The organism is Streptococcus troglodytae (assembly GCF_002355215.1).
Classification (GTDB): domain Bacteria; phylum Bacillota; class Bacilli; order Lactobacillales; family Streptococcaceae; genus Streptococcus; species Streptococcus troglodytae.
Window position 1 is genome coordinate 1512629 of the sequence record NZ_AP014612.1, and the last position, 23742, is coordinate 1536370.

General features: G+C 37.3%; 13 protein-coding genes and 5 pseudogenes. 3 read left to right on the forward strand and 15 right to left on the reverse strand.

Features of this window, described 5'->3' with window-relative positions; translation table 11 throughout:
- Window positions 1-13: 13 nt before the first annotated feature.
- The 5 genes and pseudogenes from holA to SRT_RS07315 all read right to left on the reverse strand — a co-directional run bounded on the left by holA (window position 14) and on the right by SRT_RS07315 (window position 5830).
- Window positions 14-1053, reverse strand: a pseudogene (gene holA, locus SRT_RS07295) (DNA polymerase III subunit delta).
- A gap of 167 nt (window positions 1054-1220) precedes the next feature.
- Entirely contained in the window at window positions 1221-1847 is a 627-nt protein-coding gene (locus SRT_RS07300; protein WP_128833603.1) for a DUF805 domain-containing protein, read from the reverse strand.
- Between the two features lie 186 nt (window positions 1848-2033).
- Window positions 2034-4268, reverse strand: a complete 2235-nt coding sequence (locus SRT_RS07305; protein ID WP_128833604.1) for a DNA internalization-related competence protein ComEC/Rec2 — start codon at window positions 4266-4268, stop codon at window positions 2034-2036.
- Window positions 4258-4938 (reverse strand): helix-hairpin-helix domain-containing protein, encoded by a 681-nt coding sequence (locus tag SRT_RS07310; RefSeq protein ID WP_128833605.1) that lies wholly within the window; start codon window positions 4936-4938, stop codon window positions 4258-4260. Before SRT_RS07310 ends, SRT_RS07305 begins: the two co-directional genes overlap by 11 nt.
- A gap of 139 nt (window positions 4939-5077) precedes the next feature.
- A complete protein-coding gene (locus tag SRT_RS07315) occupies window positions 5078-5830 on the reverse strand; it encodes a lysophospholipid acyltransferase family protein (RefSeq protein WP_128833606.1) in 753 nt (250 codons plus the stop codon).
- A gap of 125 nt (window positions 5831-5955) precedes the next feature.
- Here SRT_RS07315 and SRT_RS07320 point away from each other — a divergent pair, with 125 nt between their 5' ends.
- The 3 genes from SRT_RS07320 (at window position 5956) to SRT_RS07330 (ending at window position 8552) form a co-directional block, all read left to right on the forward strand.
- Window positions 5956-6888 (forward strand): polysaccharide deacetylase family protein, encoded by a 933-nt coding sequence (locus SRT_RS07320; RefSeq protein ID WP_128833607.1) that lies wholly within the window; start codon window positions 5956-5958, stop codon window positions 6886-6888.
- An 86-nt stretch (window positions 6889-6974) separates the two neighbouring features.
- Window positions 6975-7487 (forward strand): HXXEE domain-containing protein, encoded by a 513-nt coding sequence (locus SRT_RS07325; protein ID WP_128833608.1) that lies wholly within the window; start codon window positions 6975-6977, stop codon window positions 7485-7487.
- A 45-nt stretch (window positions 7488-7532) separates the two neighbouring features.
- A complete protein-coding gene (locus SRT_RS07330; protein WP_128833609.1) occupies window positions 7533-8552 on the forward strand; it encodes a GIY-YIG nuclease family protein in 1020 nt (339 codons plus the stop codon).
- An 849-nt stretch (window positions 8553-9401) separates the two neighbouring features.
- Here the strand turns inward: SRT_RS07330 and SRT_RS07335 are convergent.
- From SRT_RS07335 to SRT_RS07385, 10 genes and pseudogenes are all read right to left on the reverse strand, one after another.
- Window positions 9402-9760: pseudogene (locus tag SRT_RS07335) on the reverse strand (hypothetical protein).
- Between the two features lie 43 nt (window positions 9761-9803).
- Complete coding sequence (locus SRT_RS07340) at window positions 9804-10052, reverse strand: hypothetical protein (RefSeq protein WP_002263747.1); 249 nt, start codon at window positions 10050-10052, stop codon at window positions 9804-9806.
- A gap of 839 nt (window positions 10053-10891) precedes the next feature.
- A pseudogene (locus SRT_RS07350) lies at window positions 10892-11167 on the reverse strand (hypothetical protein).
- A gap of 183 nt (window positions 11168-11350) precedes the next feature.
- Window positions 11351-11628 (reverse strand): annotated as a pseudogene (locus SRT_RS07360) (hypothetical protein).
- A gap of 495 nt (window positions 11629-12123) precedes the next feature.
- Window positions 12124-13677, reverse strand: coding sequence for a degradosome RNA helicase CshA (gene cshA / locus SRT_RS07365; protein ID WP_128833611.1), 1554 nt, complete (start codon window positions 13675-13677; stop codon window positions 12124-12126).
- 290 nt (window positions 13678-13967) lie between these two features.
- Window positions 13968-14765: an LPXTG cell wall anchor domain-containing protein gene (locus tag SRT_RS11385; protein WP_373276251.1), complete on the reverse strand. Its 798-nt coding sequence runs from the start codon at window positions 14763-14765 to the stop codon at window positions 13968-13970.
- A gap of 47 nt (window positions 14766-14812) precedes the next feature.
- A pseudogene (locus SRT_RS07370) lies at window positions 14813-18745 on the reverse strand (antigen I/II family LPXTG-anchored adhesin); the annotation flags it as partial.
- A 147-nt stretch (window positions 18746-18892) separates the two neighbouring features.
- On the reverse strand, window positions 18893-21019 hold the full coding sequence (locus SRT_RS07375) for a GBS Bsp-like repeat-containing protein (RefSeq protein WP_128833612.1): 2127 nt from the start codon (window positions 21017-21019) through the stop codon (window positions 18893-18895).
- A 248-nt stretch (window positions 21020-21267) separates the two neighbouring features.
- Window positions 21268-22812, reverse strand: a complete 1545-nt coding sequence (locus SRT_RS07380) for a peptide chain release factor 3 (protein WP_128833613.1) — start codon at window positions 22810-22812, stop codon at window positions 21268-21270.
- Between the two features lie 172 nt (window positions 22813-22984).
- Window positions 22985-23683, reverse strand: a complete 699-nt coding sequence (locus SRT_RS07385; RefSeq protein WP_128833614.1) for a YwaF family protein — start codon at window positions 23681-23683, stop codon at window positions 22985-22987.
- Window positions 23684-23742 lie beyond the last annotated feature (59 nt).

Genomic DNA, 23742 nt, shown 5'->3' on the forward strand with positions numbered 1-23742 from the left:
GCTTTGACAGAAATCATCCCCGATTTTCATGAGCTAATTTAAGCAAAGCGACATCAAAAAGATAGTCCTTATCGTAAGTCCCGCTCTTAATAGCATAATCTGTTTCAATTAACAACATCATAGCCTTTTTCAAAAAAGGTAAAGTGAGTGTTCTTGAATCACGTAAAGCAAATTTAACCTGATAGGGGTTAACTTTTCGCCCTAAATAATCTGATAAAGCTGTCACTATTTGAGTCTCAGATTTATTTTGGCTACTTAAAATTTTTACCTGAGTGAACATGCGGAATTGTCCCAACATGACTGCAAGTAACTTAATCTCATCTTCTCCCTGAAGACGCAAATCACGGATTAAATCACGCGCTGCATCAATCTGTCCTGTCAAAATAAATTGTGTTAAATCAAAAATATTATCCTGTAAAGTCTTGGGAATAGCCTCACTGATGTCTTGAGCTCTAATATGCCCATCCTTTTTATAGGAAGTTAAGAAAGTAAGATTTTTAGCAACTTCACTAAAATCAAAATTAGACTTTATCAACAAACTTTCAAATACACCTGATTCAAAAACAAGACCATCCTTGTGTGCCCGCTTTTGAAAATAAGTACGAAGCTCTGCTTCTTTGAGCACTTTCGCTTCGAAAAGCTGAGCATCTCGTTTTAACAATTTAACTAAACGGCGTTTGCCATCTAATTTCCCAGAAGCACAAATAACTAATTTTGTACTGGCAAGAGGATTTCCTAGATAGTCCTCAAAGCGCTTCAATTCGCTATTATTTAAAAAAGTTTTTTTATCCGTTGTGATGTCTGCAAAATTATCAAAAATAACAATCTTTTCATCAGCAAAAAAAGGTAAACTTTCTAAATCCATTTCTGCATCCTGATAAGACGTTTCAGACATATCAAAATAAGAAAAATTCAAATCACTCGGTTCAAAGCCAATTTTATTAAAAAAGAGTTTTTTCATTTGCCCATATTGACCAAAATCTTCTCCACTTAAAACAGTAATGGATGCAAGTTCCTCTTTTTTAACTTTTCAATCATTTCTATAGCAATCATGTTTTTATTATAGCAAAAATTAAAAAGAGCATGAACATTAAGGTTAGAAAAATCTCCAATACTCTTTTTTCATTTTTGTGAGCCTATGCGCTTCTTCTATTAATGACCATATAAAAAAGGAGTCTGAGATTCGTTTATCTCTGACTCCCTTGATAAATAAAGTTATCTTACTGTTGATTAGTAGGTGCTTGTGGTTGCTGCACTGGTGGGGTTTGCGGCTGTTGAGGAGTTGTCTGTGGCTGTGGTTGCGGTTGTGCCTGAACTGGCTGTCCTTGTGGAGCCATTTGCTGAGGCTGCTGAGGAGCAATTGGTTGTACAGGCGCCTGATAAGGTTTACTTGGTTGGCAAAGCAAGATGTAATAAAAGATCAATGCAAACCAGACTATGATAGATACAATTGCACGTAAAAATGGAATCAGCTCTAAGAATGAAAATAAAGCTGCTCCTATCGGAACAAAAATTAAGGACCAATGAAAACCGGCATCACGTAAGCGACGGATAGAAATAGCTAAAGTAGGTAATAAAATAGCCAATGAAAAAAGGACAATAATAACAAAGAGAATAATAATATCTATTGAGTAAATAGACCAAACTGATTCTTCACCAGAAAAAGCAGAAATAGCAGAACCCCTAATAAATTCAATTAAATTGGAATAGAAAATTGAGGTAGCCGTAAAAACAAATGGCAACATAATTAAAGAATTACACAAGATTGCCCACCAATAATCTGAACGACTTGAACGGCCTGTAAAATTGACATAATTTGTCCAAAACTTTTTATAAGCTGTAAACATAAAAGAAACTCCCTAATAATTTTTTCTCTACAAGGATAACATAATTTTGAAGGGAAAACAAGTTCACTAAAAGGATTGCTTAGGTTATTTCTACTAGAAAAATCATCATTTGAGCAACCTAAAAATCAATAGTTAACATCATAATCACTTAAAAAAACTTTGACACGATGAAAGAAAATAAAGTATTTATCGTACAGTCTCAATCTGCCAATGCTTAAGACCCTTAAAACGAATGGCGCCCTCTTGATCCGTCCGATAAATCCGACTTTTTATTTGCGCAAATCTATCCAATGTCTCTTGATGGGGATGTTTATAATGATTGTTCTTTCCTGCCGAAATAAGAGCAATTTTAGGCTCTATTTGAGCTAATAATTCAGGTGAAGAAGAGCCTTTTGAACCATGGTGTCCAGCTTTTAAGACATCAACTTTTAAATTGGGATAAGCCTTTAGCAATTCTGCTTCTCCTTCTTTTTCTAAATCTCCTGTGAAGAGAAAATTTAAACCTAGCAAGCGCCCATAAAGAACAATAGAATCATTATTGCCGCCATCACCTGTTTTCAATGGATAAAGTACTTGTAAATGACTCCCCATAATGGATAATGTCTCCTCTGGCTTAGTGGTGTGTACCTTAACTTTCATTCTTCTCAATTTATTGACAAAATTTGTTTTAGTTAAACTACCTGGACTAACTAAAACTTGACCAACATGAAAGGCCTTTGCCACCACTTCCATATCTCCCATATGATCTGTATCAGTATGAGTCAAAACCAATTGGTCAATCTTACCAATGCCTCTGCTTTTGAGATAGGGAATCAAAGTCTTTTCAGCATTAGCATCACTGATACGCCGCCGCCATTTATCAGCCTGTCTAAAAGTTACCTTTCCTCCTACATCAATTAAAATAGTCTTACCGCTGATATCTCGAAGAAGAATACTATCCCCCTGACCAATATCAATAACAGTTACTTCATTAGTCAAAGGATTTTTGCTGATGAAAAATAGCAGGGTGAGAATGCTGCTAAGTACTAATACCACTCTTTTCTTCTGATGAAAATCATAGAGTAAGGCTAAAAGGCACAATAAAATTAAGAGAATGGGCAAAGCCGGACTGCCCAAAATAAAAGGACGACTAAAGATTAAGTGAATTTGAACAATTATTCTTTCTAATAATCTAAAAGCTGGATTGAAGCAAGCAAGTGATACAAAAGGCGACAGAAAATAGGCAAGTGTCAAAAAGGGTAACATCAAACCATCAAAAATGAAAGAAAAGAGGGCAGTCAATAGGACAGATAAGGGCTGAAAGCTGCTAAAATACCACATCAACAGCGGTAAAATTCCTAAAGAAAGAGAAAAGGCTTGAAATAGACTCCGTTTTAAGGGTGACAAAGCATCAAAATCAATCATGGTCAAAATAAAAGCATAGGCAAAACTAAGCACACCTCCTGTTGTTAATAAGAAATTAGGCATCAGAAAAAACATAATAAATAAAGTTAAAGCAAAATTATCCTGCTTTTTAAAACCAAAATGAGTAAGATTACTTTGAATCAGACTGCGCACAACAGATACTGCAAAACCAGTCAAACCAGCATAAAGCAAAGAAAAGGGCAGCTGAATAGCATTCATATATTCCTGTCTGATACCTAAACGCAAACCCAAATAACGAAATTTCCCGATAAAAAAACTAACCTGCATACCTGACAAAGCAAAAAGGTGAATAATACCTAAGCTAGAATAAATAGCATTCATTTCATCAAAGGATTTGTCTAAATAGCCAAAAAGCAGGCCAGTCATATAGTGTTTCATGGGGTCTGGAAATTTTGTTTGAATGGATACCAAGGCTCTTCGTCGCCATTCATGCAAACGAGCAAACCAAGAGCGTTTAGAGCTCAGTTTAATTGTTTTAATGTCTGTGACATTAACAAGTCGGTAAATTCCCTGCATCTTTAAATAGTGTCTATAATCGAATCCCTTGAAATTACGCTGCTCTTCTGCTTCTGTCACATCTGCTGTCACTTGAATTTCTGCTGTCTGCCATAATTGCTCAAAATAATGTTTCTCTGTTTCAGATTTTAATTTATAAAAGACCTGATAAGTCCAATGACCTGATTTCGCATGAAAACTCAAGCTGTCGCCATTTACACTAAGTGTATCTGGAATGATAGTTAACTTTTGAACCTGCTTGGGTACCATCTGATACTCACTTTGCCTTTTTTGATGAGAATAGAAAAAGAAAGCGGTAAAAGGCAATAAAAACAAAAGCGTTTTGATACAGGTTTTCCTATCATATTGAAAAACAAGAAAGACTAAAGCTAAAACAAATAAGCCAACTGGCAAAAAAGAAAAGCAGCAAATAACAAAATAAAGCAAAACCGTTAAAAAGGCTAAATAGATTGGCTTGATAGGAAAAAATCTAATCAACACTGACTAAATCCTTTAACTTCTCAAATGTTTTATCGCCAATCCCTGAAATATTTTTCAAATCATCCACTGACTTAAAACCTCCATTGGCTTCACGATAATCAAGAATATCCTGAGCTCTCTTCTCACCAATTCCAGAAATAGTCTGCAAATCAGCCAAAGTGGCAGTATTAAGATTAACCTTACTTTTTACCGAAGTTTCTTTAGTATTTGCTTTATCTGTCTGATTGGTTTTACTTTCCTGAGAATCCCTAATGACACTAATATTCTCACCAATAGCTGCCACATAAATAACTGCTTCGTCTTGTAATTTTTGAGCCAGATTAACAGATTTGCGATCAGCTTTTTCAGAAAAACCGCCCGCTTTTTTTATCACATCATCAATGCGGCTGTCCATTGGTAAAGTATAGACGCCTTCATGCTTAACGGCTCCTTTAATATCAACAGTTATTGTTGATTTGGCACTCGTCACCTGCGTCTTCTTCTGACTTTCTTTGCCAGTCCTTGTGGTTACCTGAAGGGATTGTTCCTTTAAACGAGCCAGACTATCTTCCTGCTTATTGGCAGAAGGAAAAAAGAAATAAGCACCCAAACCCAGTAAGACTACAAGACCGCCTACTAGGGCAAAAACACTTTTCTTTTCCCTGAGTTTATCTAAAAATTCGTCAATCATTTTAACCTCCTTACTTCTTTATTCGTAAAAAAAGAAGATTAGGAAAAATCCTAAACTTCCTTTTTAGGTATAAAAACTTGCAAGACAATTGGATAAACCGATTTTAAGATTTCTTTATCTTTGTACAAATTCCCTGTTGTTATTTTATCTTTTTATCACGATGCTTTTCTGGGTTCCAGACAAAGCTAGCAAACCAAGAAAAGAGGTAGGTGAAAGCCAGCACAATAGCCACCAAAACCATAGCTGGCAAACGATAAATCAAGCTCCACCAGCTTGGTCGCTCATCATCTTTGAAAGTTGCAACTTCTGTATCCATTTGGTCAAATTCTTTTTCAATACGATGAGCCACTTCTTCGATGCCATCATCATTCATGCGCTTAATATCTGAAATATCAATGGGATTGCCAAAAGTAACATCAATACGGTCATGTTTAAGCAAGCCTTTGATGGATCTTGGCCCCGTATAGGCTGCAGGCATAATCTTAACTTTTGCTGTTTTGGCAATAACTGCAACGCCACCTTTAACATCAGAGGAATGGCGACTGCCGCTTGGAAACATAATCAAAGAACGGTCACTTTTCCTAAGCATTTTAACAGGATAACGGACAGCCTCAGTCCCTGGGTTTTCACGATCAATCGGAAAAGCTCCACACATGCGAATCCACCAGCCGAAAGCACGATTGCCAAATAATTCCTTCTTAGCCATAAAGATAAATTGCTTAGGCCGAGCTGCAAAGGCTAAAAAGATAGGATCCCATAGTGTACGGTGAGGTGCAACTAAAATATAATTGTCATCTTCAGGCAACAACTTATCTCGATGATGGTAATGAATATTACCATTAGCAGCCCAAATTAAGAAAACTAACAAAGAGCGCAGGTAGGTATAAAACACTGTAAAATCTCCTTTTAATTACAATATAACCACCTTATTATACTAAAAATTTAAAATTTTTGATAGAAGTAATTCTAAAAGCAATAATTGGTGTATAATAAAAAAGATAAGATTTAGGAGATAACATGAAATATCAACAATACTGGAAAAAATGGCAAACCAAAATTTTCTCTGCAGACAATAGACCTAATCTGTTATTTAGTCTTTTAATTATTGGACTGGTTTTAGGAGTCCTTCTTGTAAAAATACGCCCTGCGCAGAAACAGCAGCGAAACCACATCAGAGCCAGCAACATTTCTCAAAAAACAATAAGCACTCCTAAGCCTAACCCGACTGCCTTGAAGTCAGGCAGCAATCATAACAATCAGGCCGAAGGATATGCTTATTCTGCGGAAGCAGTCAGACAAATGATGAACAATAAGCAAGCTTCTGCTAAACAAAAATTAGTTTTTCTTACCTTTGATGATGGCGTTGACCCTAATATGACACCTAAAATTTTAGATGTCCTTGCGCAACAACACGTTCACGCTACTTTTTTTCTTGTCGGCTGTAATATCACTGATAAAGTAAAACCCATTTTACAAAGACAAATTACAGAAGGGCATGCTCTTGGTATCCATAGCTTTTCACATGTCTATTCACTTTTATATCCTAATCGAGTCGGTAATACACAGCAAATAGTCAGCGAAGTGACTCGTACGCAAAATGCCCTCAAGGCTCAATTAGGGCAAAATTTTAAGACAGGTGTTTGGCGTTACCCCGGCGGACATTTATCTTGGACAGGCTTAGAAGCAGCTGACAAACAATTAGCAGCTCAAGGTATTCAGTGGATGGATTGGAATGCTGCTGTTGGTGATGCTGAACCTCTGGCTACAAGACCTACAACAGTAGCAAGCATGTTAGCCTTTCTTGATGGCAGTGCTAAGATTGCTACCAACCCTAACGTACAGGTTGTTCTCATGCATGATATTTCTGAAAAAACTGTTACTCTCGCAAGTTTACCGCAAATTATTCGTTATTATAAAGATCGCGGTTATACATTTGCTATTTTAAAGTAGAAAGATAACTTTCTGCTTTTTTATCATTCTGTTTTTCAAGTAGCAGAAAAAATTTTTTGGCAATCTAATCAATAGGAGGTCGATTAATGACTACTTATGTTTGGTTATTTCCTTTACTTTTTATCTTTCATGACTTAGAAGAAATCATTGGTTTCATGCCTTGGATAGTGAAAAAAAGTGATCTTCTTAAAGAAAAAGCCCCTCTTCTTTTAAAGGCGCATAAGGATTTGACAACAGAGGGCTTCGCTCTGGCTGTTTTTGAGGAATTCTGCTTGATTCTCCTTGTCTCCCTAGCAGCTTTTTGCAGTCAAAGCCGATTTCTTTATTTGATTTGGTTAGGCGGACTAATAGCCTTTAATTTACATTTGCTGTTTCATATCATACAAGCCTTTATACTAAGACAGTATATCCCAGCTGTGGGAACGTCTCTTTTATGTCTACCAATTAGCTCTGTCATTATCCTAAATAGTTGTCATTTTCTGCATGTCAATGTGATGGAATTGTTCTGTTTTGGTTTGATTGGGTTACTAATTGTTATCTTCAATCTCTTGCTTGCTCTCAGGCTAGGTAAGCATTTTTCTAAATGGTTGAACAGCTAATTTCCCAACTATCATCAGTCTTACTTTTTTGCTATAATAAAGACTATGACAAAACCAATTTTAAAAAAGAAAGAACGTGTCGATCAGCTTTTTTCAACTGATGTCAAAATTATTCAAAATAAGGAAGTTTTTTCCTACTCCATTGACAGCGTTTTGCTTTCTCGTTTTCCCAAGATTCCTAGCAGAGGTCTGATTGTTGACCTTTGCTCTGGTAATGGAGCCGTTGGTCTTTTTGCTGCAACCAGAACGAAAGCTAAAATTATTGAAGTTGAATTGCAGGAACGACTGGCAGATATGGCGCAGCGCTCCATTCATCTCAATAACCTTACCAATCAAGTTTCGATGATTAGAGATGACTTAAAAAATTTGTTGGATCATGTTCCGCGTTCAAAAGTTGACCTTATCCTTTGCAATCCTCCTTATTTCAAAGCGGCAGAGACTTCAAAGAAAAACCTTTCTGAACATTATCTGCTTGCTCGCCATGAGATAACAACTAATTTGGAGGAAATCTGCAAAATCAGCCAACAAGTGCTAAAAACCAATGGTCGTTTGGCCATGGTCCATCGTCCTGACCGCTTCCTTGAAATCATTGATACGTTTAAAAAATACAAACTGGCTCCCAAACGCCTTCAATTTGTTTATCCAAAGCTGGGAAAAGACGCTAATATGTTGCTCATCGAAGCAATTAAGGATGGCTCGCCTAATGGGATGAAAATTTTACCACCTCTAATCGTACATAAGGACAATGGGGATTACACAGATGACATCCACGAAATCTATTTTGGTAAAGGTCATCAAGCCTACATGTACGTATTGAAATGTGCTGATGATAGTCTTTACACAGGCTACACAACGGATATTAAAAAGCGCTTAGCTACTCACAATGCTGGTAAGGGCGCTAAGTACACAAGAGCAAGACTGCCTGTCGAATTAATTTATGTTGAACAGTTTAACCATAAAAACGCTGCTATGAGTGCAGAAGGTAAATTGAAACAAAAGACACGCGCTCAAAAATTGCACTATATTGAAGAACACCAGCATATCAATTTAGTCTCACAATTTTAAAGGAACAGCCTTAAAATAAGCTTACTACTTTCTTCAAGTTGGACAAAAAATTTCAACTGAAGAACCAGTATTAATAGGGCTGTTCTTTTATTTTCTTAAAGAATGTCAAAGTCTCTTTACAACATTTCTTTAGACAGCTGCTATTAATTTACTGGCACTAATAAAAATGTAGTGTTAGATAAACTTCTGCACTCCTTTGACATTACTTTAGCACAAGTCATAAAATCTTATCCTCACAAATCTCTACTAGATTTCAATAAGATTGATCTGTTGGTGATGTTCAAGTGCCGATAACATAAATAAGAGAGGCTAGCTTTCCCACAAATAAAACTTCCCGACCCCTAAACGGAGACAGGAAGACAGAGATATCTTTAAAAATGTTTATTTTTTAAATTTAATAAAATTAAATATGTATAAAATTATCGCCAAAATGATAAATGAGATGACACCTATAAAAAAATACTTCATCACTTATTCCTTACCAACATGATACTAAATAGTCAATAGCTCCACCTCTAGTCAAACGCTTAATGACTTCAAGTAAGACCATTAAATCCTACAACTAATAAAACAATACAAACTGTTTGTTCTATTATCAACTTTTCTTTTATTTTCTATAATATTCAAGATTATTTCTTTTCGGAATATTTAAGGTATTAAGCTAAAACAGTCTGGGAGACTATTGAAGTTAAAGGACGATCTCGATCTCAAAAGAAGACTTTTATTCAAACTTTTCAAAAAACTCTCCTGAAACACATGTTTCAAGAGAGTTTGAATGATTTCTGTCACCTTTATTGCGAACAGTGAAGCCGTTTTACTTTTCGGAAGTAAAGAAAAAGAAGCTAGCAATCAATGATTTTTATCTGTCTTTATCCACCTGACAATACCAGCAACCAACAATACTGTTATTAAACCGCAAGCGATAAGTGCTGCTGTACTGGCAACTGTCCCAGATATAGCATCAACTCTATATAACAGTCGCATAAATGAAAGGACTGTAAGTATGATCAACAACGAGGATTCAATTCTAATCAGGGAAGTCATTTGATTATCAACGGTTCGTAAAAAACCTGGAAGTAACATTAACGTAATAATAATCAAAAATAGATTAGAAAATACTCCTTCCCCATTATTGAAAGGCCAAATCATTAATAAATTAGCTATAACATTTAGAGATGAACAAAAATAAACGACCATTTTTTTGTCATTATCAATACCTCAAATGATTGAAAATATTATAATCAAATCATTTTAATCTAATGTTGCTGCACCATAACCTATCATCCCTCCTGCAGCGGCACATGTAAGTAAATAAGCACCTCCAAGTCCCCATCCAATTGGACCAGATACTGCACAAAGCCCCATTGTTGCAGCACCATAGGTAGCGACACCGCCAAGGATAGAGTCCACACCATCTCCAGCTTCCATGGTAGAAAGCAGTTGACTATCTGCAACTTCAAAATTGTCAAAGGCCATTGAGTCTAATGTTACTGTGTTCATAAAATCCTCCTAAAATTCACGATAAGCTTATTAGCTTACAAGTTTTTTACTTTCACAAGTTTTCTAATAAAACATGAAATAATTTTAAAAGCTCCCTTGTGAAAACTACAAGTATATTTTAATCCTTAACTTTTTCTTATTCAAGGGAATTTGGTTCATTTAATAAAAAGATATTTAATATTAAAAATTAGGAAATCTTTCTGAATACTTTTAGAATATTAACTTGCTTATAGACAAATCTTTTTTCAGCTCTGCAAATTCAGAATTATTTTCCTTATTGCGAGCGAAGTGAGCTTTAAACGAGAATTTTCGCTGTGATAAAATACCAGAAGCGTTGAGGCTTCTGCTGCTCGGAAGATTTGAGGCTTTTTTCCAAACTTTTCAAAAAACTCTCTTGAAACATATGTTTCAAGAGAGTTTGAATGATTATCTGTCACTTTTATTATGAACAGTGAAGCAAGAACAACAAATACTTAAGTAATACTGTTTAATCTCAGTATTCTTTACAGAAAATTATAGTCCAAAAATAGGGGCTGTGATTGCAAGTCCTGCAAATCTGCCAGCAAGCACATCACAAATTACACCGCTACGATAGCACTCGTAATACCAAGTATCAAACCGCCTCCTTCTGATTCAGAAAGATAAGTGATATCCACTGCCACAAAATCATCAAGAAAGTAGTGACAAAACCTCTGATAGGAGAAGACTTCATCACTTTGTTACCATGTTTTTATTTATTATTTATTTTATTCAAAATAATTCGTCCTACAATTGCTGATATAGCACCGATGACTATAAGCACAATATACTTCATAATTAATCTCAATCGCCTCCCGTTATTAAATACCAACTTCCGTTTGCAACGGCACCGCCAATACCGCCTAAAATTGCGCCACCTACATAACCAGGTACTGTTCCTAAAATGGGCAATACCACATCTCCTCCGACTGCTCCTGCAATACCACCACCTACTGCACCTGTCCAAGCTCCTTCTGCAGTAGCACATGTAAGTAGATAAATACCGCTAATAATGCCACCGTTAATAACACCTGTTGCTTTTTCTTTTCTAATGTAAAATGCCGTAAATACAAAGGCCGACAAAAGAAAAAGCAAATAAATGAGACAATAATGTGTTTACTGCGGTAAGAAATAACTGCTAGAGCACAGAGCACCAGCATTAATAGAAATCCAGAAAATCTTTCCATGACATTATCCTTCCTTTTCTAAGTCTGCTTTATTTGATAAAATAGTATAACCATTACAATAAGGCGGAGCGAAGTTAATCAAAAAACGATATATCACCAGAAGCCACCGTCTCCCCAACCATTTTTAGCACCAGCATAGGCACCTGAAACGATACCGATTGCTTCAGTCCCTAAGGCTAAGTAGGGTCCTACTGCCGGAATATTCCATAGCCACGTAGCAGGTCTATAAGCAGCGGTAGCCCCTATACAAGCTCCCACAAATCCTTCAGCAACAGCCGAGACAAAACCCTCACCTTCTACAGCAGCTAAACAATCTGTGTCCGCCACTTCAAAACTATCAAAGGCTATTGAATCAATGTTACTGTGTTCATAAAATCCTCCTAAAATTCACAGTAAGCTTATCAGCTTACAAGTTTTCTAATAAAACATGAAATATTTTTAAAAGCCTCCTTGTGAAAACGACAAGTACATTTTAATCCTTAACTTTTTCTTATTCAAAGGAATTTGGTTCATTTAATAAAAAGATATTTAATAGTAAAAAATCAGAAAATTTTCTGAATACTTTTAAAATATTAACTTGCTTATAGACAAATCTTTTTTAGCTCTGCAAATTCAAAATTATTTTCCTTATTGCAAGCGAAGTGAGCTTTAAACGAGACTTCTCACCGTTGTGATACGTCTGAAACTTCAATATTTCTGCTACTCGAAAGAGGATAGGATCCTAGATTCCTGAAATCATCTACTGGCGACGGCTCAAACAGTCTAAAGGACGGTTTGAAGTTGAAGGGAAAGTCTCAAAATAAACTTTTTCTTCAAACTTTTCAAAAAACTCTCCTGAAACACATGTTTCAAGAGAGTTTGAATGATTATCTGTCACCTTTATTGCGAATGGTAAAGCCGCTTTTCTTTTCGCTGGAAGTACGGTGAGGACGTTTATTGCTCTTATTTTCAAAATCTTTGCGATTTTTGTTAGAAATCCGTTTAAATTCACGACGGCCACCGTCACGATGATTACGGCGACTGTCGCGACCTCCCCGACGATCCTCACGACGACGATTGCCGCCCTTTCCTTTACCAGCAAATTTAAATGGCAAGGGTTTTTCGCGAGCAATTTCAACCTTAGGCAGCATTTCTGGATCTTGAACAGTTAGAGTCAAAATATATTGTGCTAATTCTTCTGGTGAAAATTCAGCAGCCAATTTTTCAGCAGCTTTGGTAAACTTATCAAAATTAGAACGAATCTTTTCATCAGCAAAGTCACGCTCAATCTTTTTGAGGGCCACTTTTTTGCTTGCTTGAAAGGCTTCTTGCGCTGTAGCAGGTTTCATGCCTTTCATGCGTTTTTTAGTGAGCTTTTCAATAATTTGAAGATAGCCCATTTCATTGGGAGCCACAAAAGTAATGGACTGACCGTGCTTACCAGCACGACCCGTACGACCAATACGGTGAACATAGCTTTCAGGGTCTTGCGGAATATCATAGTTATAAACATGAGTGACGCCCGAAATATCGAGACCACGAGCCGCTACATCTGTCGCAACCAAAATATCAAGGTTGTCATTTTTAAAATCACGAAGGACACGCAGACGTTTCCCTTGGTCGAGATCTCCATGGATACCTTCCGCACGATAGCCACGCAGTTTTAATCCTCTTGTTAACTCATCAACACGGCGCTTAGTACGGCCAAAAACGATAGAAAGCTCTGGCTGTTCCACATCCATAAGACGGGTCATCGTATCAAATTTTTCATTTTCTTTGATGCGAATATAATATTGGTCAACTAAATCTGTTGTTAATTCTTTGGCAGCAATCTTAACATGTTCTGGCTCTTTCATAAACTTTACGCCAATACGTTTAATAGCATCGGGCATGGTTGCTGAAAAGAGTAAAGTTTGACGTGTTTCAGGAACACGCGAAATAATAGCTTCAATATCTTCTAAAAAGCCCATGTTAAGCATTTCATCTGCTTCATCTAAAATAAGGGTTTCCACATGATTTAATTTAAGCGCCTTACGTTTAATCAAATCAAGCAGACGTCCCGGTGTTCCAACAACAATATGGGCACCCGATTTAAGAGCTTTGATTTGCTTTTCAATGCTTGAACCACCATAAACCGAACGAACTTTAACTTTCTTTTCACGCCCAAAACGGAAGAGCTCTTCTTGACTTTGAACGGCTAATTCTCGTGTTGGCGCAATAACAAGAGCCTGAACAACATTATTAGTCACATCAATCTTGTTTAGAGTTGGTAGGCCAAAAGCCGCTGTTTTGCCTGTCCCAGTCTGTGCTTGACCAATAACATCTTTTCCTTCAAGAGCAAGAGGAATAGTCAATTCTTGGATGGGTGATGGCTCAACAAAGCCGACTTTTGCAACGGCAGAAAGAATGTCTTCTGCTAAATGTAATTCTGTAAATTTCAATGTTTTCTCTTTCTAAAAGGCAGTGCGAAGCCACCTTATCAAACGTTAGTAATGTGCAACTAAGTTATTATAGCATTTTTTCTTTAAGAAAGATAGTTAAAGACTCACACTAAATGATCATTTTCAAAAATTAGTTAATGATATTCCTATGTAAACCTAACTGTTTTTTTAACAGGACAAAGGCAGGCTAGTCATTTCTCTTTTAATTGATCAAAAAATGAGATAAAAGCTCAATCTGTGATTTATCGCTTCTATCTCACTTTTTAATTTCTAATGTAATGTCTATGCTGTCAATCTTTCTTAGCCTTTAAACCAAGCAAACTAAAACTAGTAACTAAGCCAATAATACCAAGTAAAGGCATATAAGCATTGTTTGTTACTCCCGTATTTGGTAATGTTTCTTGAACAGAGCTCGGTTGATAAGCAGTTGATTGAGGTTTGTAGTTAATTACAGTTGAAGTCCGCGGTGATGATGGATCTTGCGGATCAGTAGGGTCTGTAGGATCCTCAGGAGTAGTTGTTTTCACTGTATTTGAACTGTAAGTTACCCCATTGACAGTATTAATATAAGTATTTTCAAAAGTACCAACCGCAATACGTTTCATTTGGATATAACTTTCAGCTTGGAAAGCTGAATCAATTGAAACAGAACGCAGAAAGTCTTCCTTGAACTTAATTGTGATAGCACCTTTAGCGGTATCAACTTCCGCTGTCGTATACTGAGTTAACTCAGCACCTGACTTGATAATAGAACCGTCTTTAAGAGTGATATCAACCTTAGCAAAAACTTTATACTGACCAGTATAGCGATCTCCTGTTTGATCATAATCATCATAGAAATTGTATTCAAAGAGTTCTTCTGAGTGATTTGCAGGAATAATGCCACCAATCAAACGGTAATTAAAGACTGTATTAAGTGGAATAGTCTGACCATCAACATTATTTGTATCAGCCGGATCAAGTGTTAAAGTCACATCTTTCTTAGGGTTAATCTTAGGAACATTATTGATAACGATATTTGATGCATAACCATTACCAAAGTCAATTTGGTAAGCTTGATTTTCATAACTGCCGCCTGTTTGTCCCATTTGTTTTTAACAACCATTGGTGATACAATCTTCAAATCAATTCCAGTTTTAACATAAGTATCATAAAATTCTCTTGGATTATCGGCACGGAAAATTTGGAAAGCACCTTTAGGTTTAATTTCTGCCTTGGAAAGAACATCTCTAATTTCTTGAGGGGCTGCTTCAAGACTAGTGTAATTATCCACACTAACACCAGTAACTTCATTACCATTAGCATCTGTAATCTTCACTAAATCCTGACGCAATTCAAGCGCTTCTTCTGGATAATCATCTACATAGTAAAATCCTTTTTGAATGGTATCTGCTGAAGAGCGGTCGTTCTTATATTGATCCAAATCCCAAGTTAGTTCATAATAATTCGTTGAACCGGCAAGAACTGTTTTACCATCAATAACAACGCCATTTTCATTTTTATTAACCTTAGTTGGCTTAATGTAATTATTATTTGGGTTATCTGGATCATTTGGTTTACCAGGAGTTGTCACCCGAACAACATTGGATTTAATGCCATAAGCATCATTGACTGTGAGCGTGAAATTATTCTTATAAGTTGCGCCATCGTTAAGAACTTGTCCGACCACTGTTGGATAAATCGTTGCCACTGACTTAGTCAAATCAGCATTAAACGTAGCCAAAGTTGCTGCAGTTGCCTTGAAGGTGACTGTATTAGTTGCTTTATCATGAGTGACATCAAAGCCAGGGCTGGCAGCTTTTGTAGCTTCAAGATTAAATCGATAACCAGATGGCAGAGGATCTACCAAGACAAAGGAAGTCGTTTCATCACGTCCAGCAGGAAGATCTGCTGTCTTCAGCTGGAACTTAACAACAGATTGCTTAGCCACCAAAGTTCTGTCAATATCAGCATCGTTATTATTCTTAATTTGCTTATTAACTTGCGGTTGCACGGCTAATTTAAAGTAATGGAAATGAACAGTTGGTACAGATGGAGGTGTGGGAAGCTCTTGATAAACAGGATCAGTCGGCGGTGTGGGAATGACCTCATAAGTTGGTTCAACAGGTTTGTTTGGTTCTGGTTGATCTGGTGTTGGTGTCGGCGGCGTTGGCTCTGCTTCATAGCTTGGCTCAACAGGCGCTGGCTCCAACGGCTTTTCTGTTTCATAGGTCGGTGGTGTGGGTTTGTTTGGCTCTGATTGATCCGGTGTCCTTGTCGGCGGCGTTGGCTCTGCTTCATAGCTTGGCTCAACAGGCGCTGGCTCCAACGGCTTTTCTGTTTCATAGGTCGGTGGTGTGGGTTTGTTTGGCTCTGATTGATCCGGTGTCCTTGTCGGCGGTGTTGGCTCCTTTTCATAATTTGGAGCTACTGGTGCCGGTTTTAATGGCTTTTCTGTTTCATAAGTTGGTTTAGTTGGAGCTGTCGGCTCGACCGGCGGTGTGGGTTTTTCCTTGGTAACTTTAGGAACATTAACCGCACGAATTTTACCATTTAAAGAATACCAAATATTTGGTTTTTTGCCATCAGTATTGTCCTTACCAGGAACAACAGGCATGTCAGAAACTGGCATCACATTTGTTGCAGAAGTTGCTCCTACAGTAACATGGTTATTCGGACCAGACATTTTAATGGCCCCTGCTCCATACCAAGAATTCGGCGCATCTGAAGTATCCCATCCTGAACCAGCTTGACTATTTTTATACATAGTCCAGCGAGAGCCGCCTTCACCCTGTTTAAAGTTAAGAGTATCTGTAGCATAAATCATGCCATTCTTTTCACCGATAGATGAACCAGAGATTTTGACAAATTTACCACTATAATCTTTAGCCATCTCAATAGAGTTATGTTCACGGTTAAGAGAAGCTACTGAGAGAAGGGCATTGTCAAAATTAATTGGTTTTCCATCTTCGTCATAGAAGGTGAATTCATTTTTAATAAAAATAGAGGTATTTTTTTCAACTTGACCTGTATAAGCGGAAGCAAAAACACCTAAAGTTGGATCGGTAAAAATACCTAACCAAACCTTTTGACCTTGAAACTTGGACTCAGGATCCACTGTATACTTGTAGACAAGTTTAGAAATCTTTTTACCATTGTAATAAGAATTCTGCAAGTTAGTGTATGTAGCTGTTGCGCTTTGACCGCGCTCTAAAAGTACAGAAGCCCATTTAACCTGTGAGTTATTGCTTACTGTTGTTGACCAGCCAGCTTTATCACCAAAATTCCCATAGAGTTCCATAGAAGAAGCAACATCATTAGATTGTTCTAAGTTAGTTATATCTAGATCATCTAATTGAAGAATTTTTTGGTCATATTTCGCTTTTGAAGTGCTTTTGCTAAAAGCGTCATCCACAGCAGAAGCCTTGAGAAATTTTCCGTCAGTTGTGAGTGCTAACTGAGCATTTGGCTCAAGATCATAGACCAAATTTTGGGCAGATGGCTCTGTCAAGTTTCCGTCTTCATTTTTATGTTTTTCAAGCTCTGCCAGTGCAGCCTTGATAGCAGCTTGTTCATCTTCATAGGCCTTTAGCTTAACCGGATAGTCTGCTAAGTCTTTTTGATATTTGGCAAGATCTGTCTGATACTTAGCAAGTTTTGCTTCGTAATCAGCTTTAGCTTCCGCATTGCGCTTTTTAATTGCAGTGTTTTCAGCTGTGATCGCCGCGTTTTCGGCATTATTTGCTGCTACAGCTGCTTCATAGGCCGCTTTAGCATCCGCATTGGCTTTTTGAACACGAGCGAGCTCTGTTTGATAAGCGGCTAATTTAGCTTGATAGTCCGCTTCATTTGCGGCATTAGCTTTTTTCACCGCTGACAAATCAGTCTCATATTGTTTGAGTGCAGCTTCATAATTTGCTTTTGCTGTCGCGTTACGCTGTTTTATCGCTGCATTTTCTGCTGTAATGGCTGCATTGGTAGCTACATTTTCTGCGACCGCTTTTTCATAAGCAGCCTTAGCAGCTGCATTAGCTTTTTGGACACGTTCTAATTCTGTTTGATAAGCCGCTAATTTAGCTTTATAATCTGCTTCATTTGCGGCATTAGCTTCCTGAACACGCTTTAGTTCAGCTTGATATTGAGCTAACTTAGTCTCATATTCAGCTTTGGCTGTTGCATTGCGCTTTCTAATTTCTTCATTGGCAGCAGCAATTTCTGTATTTTTGGCATTATTTGCTGCTACAGCAGTATCATAAGCAGCTTTGGCGGCTGCATTAGCTTCCTGAACACGTTTCAGTTCAGCTTGATAAGCAGCAAGAGCTTTTTGATAGGCTGCTTGATTATCAGCATTTGTCTTTTGAACAGCCGCCAAATCAGCTTGATATTGAGCCAATTTAGCTTCATAGGCTGCTTTGCTAGCAGCATTTGCAGCATTAATGCGTTCAACCTCGGCTTTATGAGCTGCCATATCTTTTTCGTACTGTTCTTTAGTTGCCTGATTTTTAGCATTGATTTTAGCAACTTCTGCCTCATGAGCAGCTACATCCGACTTATATTGATCTGTTGTCTTCTTTATATCCTCAGTTTGTTTTGTGTAATCTTCTTTAATTTCAGTTTCTTTTTGGGCTGCTTCTTCAGCTGTTTTAACAGTTCCTTTATCTACATCGGCGTCTTGAACAACATTGACACCAGCAGACTTAGCATCCTTTGCTGCTTGATCAAGATCAGTTTTAGGCACTTCAACTGGTATTGAACCATTTATCTCTCCAGCTTGCTTTTGACTTTGTTCAGCTTCTTTACTCGCATTTTCTTGAGCTTCTGGCAAATTGGTCGCTGGATTTCCGGTTTGTGTCCCAACTACTTTAGTATCTACATCACTAGTAGTGGTCGTTTCATCGGCAAAAACTTTTTGTCCTGCTACAGAGACTGCCGCTACTGTTCCTAGAACAGCACCACACAGTGTTTTACTAATTTTACTTTTACGAAAACCGTAAGTTTTTTGACTTTCATAAATCCTCCAAATCTGAATAAATCTTCTAAATATATTTTTGTAATATACGTTAAAAAATTGTAATATAATTGATTTGATTTGTCAAATTTTTTGCTTGAAAATAAAAACTTAAATTATAAATACATTCAACCGCTGCTATTTTTTGAGTGCAAACTCCACACTTTATCCAACATTAATTCTAAAGCACAAAAAGGTCAGGATTTTGTCATCCTAACCTTTTTTACTTCAATCAATGATAATATAGCGACGAATACCACTGTATGAACGATAGCTAATCCATTGATGTCCATCAGCATTCAAGACACTGTCATAATAAATGCTTTCTCCCTTATTAAAAGTAAACTGAGTTGGACTAGATATTCTAGCCTCATTTTTAACCTCAACTTTATTAGTGAAAACATAAGTTCCTTGTGCTGGAAGAGTGACCCTATTAGGTGCTTCCACCTCAGTTGTCTTTCCTCCAACAACCCTTAATTCACCAGTTGAAAGGCGATAATAAAGGTGAATGTTATAACTACCACTGTTATTTTTATGGTCACTGACCTTAACGGTCACCTTATAAACGCCTTCGCCTTGCTTAGCTGCTTGATACCAAACAATGTCATCTTGCCCGTTTTGTTCTGACCAAACTGGCACTAATACCTCTTTTATGCCTTGATTGCTGGAAGCATTAGTAATCAAAACATCAAATCCTTGGCTGCTCTTATTGGCAATGCTAATGATACCTGTTGTTTCTACAGGCTTCGGTGCTTCCACCTCAGTCATTGTTGCCCCAACTCCTCTTTGTTCACCATTATCCAAAAGATAATAAAGATGGACATGATAGTTACCGCTATTATTTTTATGGTCACTGACCTTAACGGTCACCTTATAAACGCCTTCGCCTTGTTTGGCTGCTTGATACCAAACAATGTCATCCTGTCCGTTTTGTTCTGACCAAACTGGCACTAATACCTCTTTTATGTCTTGATTGCTAGAAGCATTAGTAATCAAAACATCAAATCCTTGGCTGCTCTTATTGGCAATGCTAATGATACCTGTTGTTTCTACAGGCTTCGGTGCTTCCACCTCAGTCATTGTTGCCCCGACTCCTCTTTGTTCACCATTATCCAAAAGATAATAAAGATGGACATGATAGTTACCGCTATTATTTTTATGGTCACTGACCTTAACGGTCACCTTATAAACGCCTTCGCCTTGCTTAGCTGCTTGATACCAAACAATGTCATCCTGTCCGTTTTGTTCTGACCAAACTGGCACTAATACCTCTTTTATGCCTTGATTGCTGGAAGCATTAGAAATGATAACATCGAATTGTTGAGCCGTTTTATTTTGGATGGCAATAGTACCTGATACTTTAGTTTCAATTGGAGAGGGTTGTGTCGTAAGCTTTCCAATAACAACATAACGACGGATACCACTGTAGGACACATAGCTAATCCATTGATGTCCATCCGCTTCTAAAACCTTATCATAAAAAACGTGATCTCCGTTGTAAAAAGAGAATTGGGTCGGACTAGACAGTTTAGCATCATTTTTAACGTCTGCTTGTTTAGTAAAGTGATAAGTTCCTTGTGCCGGTAAATTTTGCTGAACAATTTCTTTTTGCTTCAATTCTTCAATTGTCACAGCAATAGGAGCATAGCGACGAATACCACTGTAAGACACATAGCTAATCCATTGATGTCCATCCGCTTCTAAAACCTTATCATAAAAGACTTTATCACCTTTATTAAAATGAAATTGGGTTGGACTGGACATACTGGCTGCATTTTTAACAGGAGTTGTTTCTTGGAAAACATAATTGCCTTGCGATGGAATTGAGACAGCCTTAGCTTGTCTTTGCATAAGATTTGCTGCTATCGCTTTCTCATTTCGTCCTGTCTCTGTCTCCTTAGCTGGAGCCGAAGCGACCATTTCTTTTTCGGCTTTTTCACTTGAGACAGTTTCAACACTGGCTTGCGGTTCTGAATTTTTAGTATCAACAGCTGTTACTGCAGAAGCTTCCCCTTCATTTGCTGTCTTTGAAACAGTAGGATTCACATCTTCTTTGACGGGTTTTGCACCTTTGTCATCATTATTTTCTTTCTCCTCAACTGCAACTACTGGTGTTTCTGTTAAAGTTGTTTGATCTGCTGCCTTATCTGTAACTGCTTGGTTGACAGCAACCGAATTTTCAGCTACATTAACAACTGCGTCCTCACTTGCTGGCAATTGGGAACCTTGCTCTTGTGCAGCAACATTTTGGGTACCTAAAAATAAGATACAGCCAATTAAAACAGATGCAGCTCCAAATGCATATTTGCGAATAGAAAAACGTTGTGCTTGATGATTAATATCAATTCTTTTCATAAGTTTCACACTCCTATCATTATGATACACTGCCCTTGAAAATTAATAGACGACGAACATGTAAAATGATGAAATAACGACTACTTTTTGATTCATAATCTTTCTCCATCTTCTTTTTTTCATCTATATTGTAACATAAAAGAAATATTTAGCAATACTTACGTAATGTATTTTTGAGATTTTTTCTATCTAAAAAACACCAAACCAAAAATGGTTGATGCTTATCTGTGAGTTTTAAACAAATCATTTTACATCTTCTCTTCCAAAACTATATCTGGATATTTATCTGCAAACCAATGAAGAGCAAAGTCATTTTCGAAGAGAAAAACGGGCTTGTCAAAGCGGTCTTTAGCCAATATATTGCGGCTGGAAGACATACGTTCATCAAGATCTTCCTCCTTAATCCAACGCACCGTTTTCTTACCCATAGGTGTCATGACAACTTCCGCATTGTATTCATTTTCCATGCGGTGTTTGAAAACTTCAAACTGGAGCTGGCCGACTGCTCCAAGCATATATTCACCAGTTTGATAGTTGGTATAAAGCTGTATAGCACCTTCTTGCACCAATTGCTCAATGCCCTTATGAAAAGACTTCTGCTTCATAACATTTTTAGCAGAAACTTTCATAAAGAGCTCTGGTGTAAAGGTTGGCAGTGGCTCAAATTCAAATTTATTTTTACCAACAGTTAGGGTATCACCAACCTGATAAGTTCCTGTATCGTAAACTCCGATAATATCACCAGCAACAGCATTCATCACATTTTCACGAGATTCTGCCATAAACTGAGTGACGTTTGATAGCTTAACGCTCTTACCAGTGCGGGCAAGGTTGACAGACATGCCGCGTTCAAATTCACCTGAGACAATCCGCACAAAGGCAATACGGTCACGGTGACGGGGATCCATATTAGCTTGGATTTTAAAAACAAAACCTGAAAAGTCTTTATCTAAAGGATCAACCACTTTATCGTCAGTGGTCTTGTGACCGTGTGGTTCTGGTGCAAATGCTAAGAAAGAATCCAAGAAAGTTTGGACACCAAAGTTGGTTAGGGCCGAGCCAAAGAAGACAGGCGTCAGTTCACCCTTTAAAATGGCTTCTTCTGAAAATTCATTTCCCGCTTCAGTCAAAAGTTCAATATCTTCTTTGACTTGTTCATAGAAAGGATTGTTAGCAAAGAGCTTGTCACCATTTTCAATAGAGGCAAAACGCTCATCACCTTTGTAGAGTTCAAGACGCTGATTGTACAAATCATAGAGACCCTCAAAAGATCTTCCCATACCAATAGGCCAATTCATAGGATAAGAGGCAATCCCCAATACCTCTTCTAATTCTTCCAATAAATCCAGCGGTTCGCGACCATCACGGTCCAATTTATTGATAAAAGTAAAGACAGGGATACCACGATGCTTGACAACTTCAAAAAGCTTTTTTGTCTGTGCTTCGATCCCCTTGGCAGAGTCCACGACCATAACAGCAGCATCTACCGCCATCAGTGTTCGGTAAGTATCCTCAGAAAAATCCTCATGCCCTGGTGTATCAAGGATATTGACCCGTTTTCCCGCATAGTCAAACTGCATGACAGACGAAGTTACCGAAATCCCACGTTGTTTCTCAATATCCATCCAGTCAGACTTGGCAAAATTCCCCGTTTTCTTTCCTTTAACAGTACCAGCCTCTCGGATTTCGCCTCCAAAATAGAGCAATTGCTCTGTAATTGTCGTCTTACCAGCATCTGGGTGAGAGATAATGGCGAAAGTCCGACGTTTCTTAATTTCTTCTTGTAAGTTCATCTTATTTCCTTTTCTTTTTATGTTTAATAGCAGAGCTTTTAATAGTGTTCATACTAAAATGCTATTTTTGATATGCAAAAAGAGCTGCATCCACAACAGTTCTTTTATTATAATAGAAAATAAAAAGGAATTCAAATAAGGAAAAAGCCCGCAGTTGTCCCCTTCAGTCTTTTCAAAATGTCACCTTACCTTTTCTGCTCTTGCTTTTTCCATATTCCCTCCTGATAAATACCCAATCAATTAGCAGCAGCATAGCAGTTAAAATAAGGGTTACGGCTAGATAGCGCACTAGGAGGGGCCTATTGGCAATAAAGGGTGTATAACGCAGGATCCCATAATTGCCGCCGGTCAAATAATTAATAATCACTAAAAAGAGGTTTAAGACAAACGTGTAGAGAATAATAGCTTTCCAACTGAGAACATTTGACTTATAATAACGCATAAGGTAAATAATACTTCCAACCAAAAGAGCATAGTGCCCAATGATAAATGAAAAAGCAGTAATATGTGGAAAAGTATAAGCATCCATGATAGGATAACCAATAGCAAAAATAGCACCACTAACTCCCATAAGTGCAAAATACTGTTTCAATTTCGTTTTATCCGGTAGCAATAAAAGGGCAAACATAGCAAGACGACAATGATAAAACGGCAAACTATTAGAAATCGGAATAGCAAAAAACAGATACCAACTATAAAGAGTAAGTAACTGAATAGCCTGAATCATTTTAAAAGTTCGAGTATATAAAGAACTTTGGTAATACTTAAAAGACGTATAACTGAGTAAGAGCAAAACGGTTACCATTAAAAGATATAAAAGTGGTGAGATTTCTGGTGGCTGCGTTTGGTGTGGCGTTAAAAATGCTTTCATTGTTAATTTTTTTCAATTGTTTATTGCTTTTATTAAAGAATAACTATTTTTAAGTTTCT

Coding starts and splice junctions, on each gene's coding strand:
- SRT_RS07385 (WP_128833614.1), bottom strand. CDS start 23,683: ATGAAAGCATTTTTAACGCCACACCAAACGCAGCCACCAGAAATCTCA.
- SRT_RS07340 (WP_002263747.1), bottom strand. CDS start 10,052: ATGAACACAGTAACATTAGACTCAATGGCCTTTGACAATTTTGAAGTT.
- SRT_RS07310 (WP_128833605.1), bottom strand. CDS start 4,938: ATGATTGACGAATTTTTAGATAAACTCAGGGAAAAGAAAAGTGTTTTT.
- SRT_RS07375 (WP_128833612.1), bottom strand. CDS start 21,019: ATGAAAAGAATTGATATTAATCATCAAGCACAACGTTTTTCTATTCGC.
- SRT_RS11385 (WP_373276251.1), bottom strand. CDS start 14,765: ATGGGACAAACAGGCGGCAGTTATGAAAATCAAGCTTACCAAATTGAC.
- SRT_RS07320 (WP_128833607.1), top strand. CDS start 5,956: ATGAAATATCAACAATACTGGAAAAAATGGCAAACCAAAATTTTCTCT.
- SRT_RS07330 (WP_128833609.1), top strand. CDS start 7,533: ATGACAAAACCAATTTTAAAAAAGAAAGAACGTGTCGATCAGCTTTTT.
- SRT_RS07380 (WP_128833613.1), bottom strand. CDS start 22,812: ATGAACTTACAAGAAGAAATTAAGAAACGTCGGACTTTCGCCATTATC.
- SRT_RS07325 (WP_128833608.1), top strand. CDS start 6,975: ATGACTACTTATGTTTGGTTATTTCCTTTACTTTTTATCTTTCATGAC.
- SRT_RS07300 (WP_128833603.1), bottom strand. CDS start 1,847: ATGTTTACAGCTTATAAAAAGTTTTGGACAAATTATGTCAATTTTACA.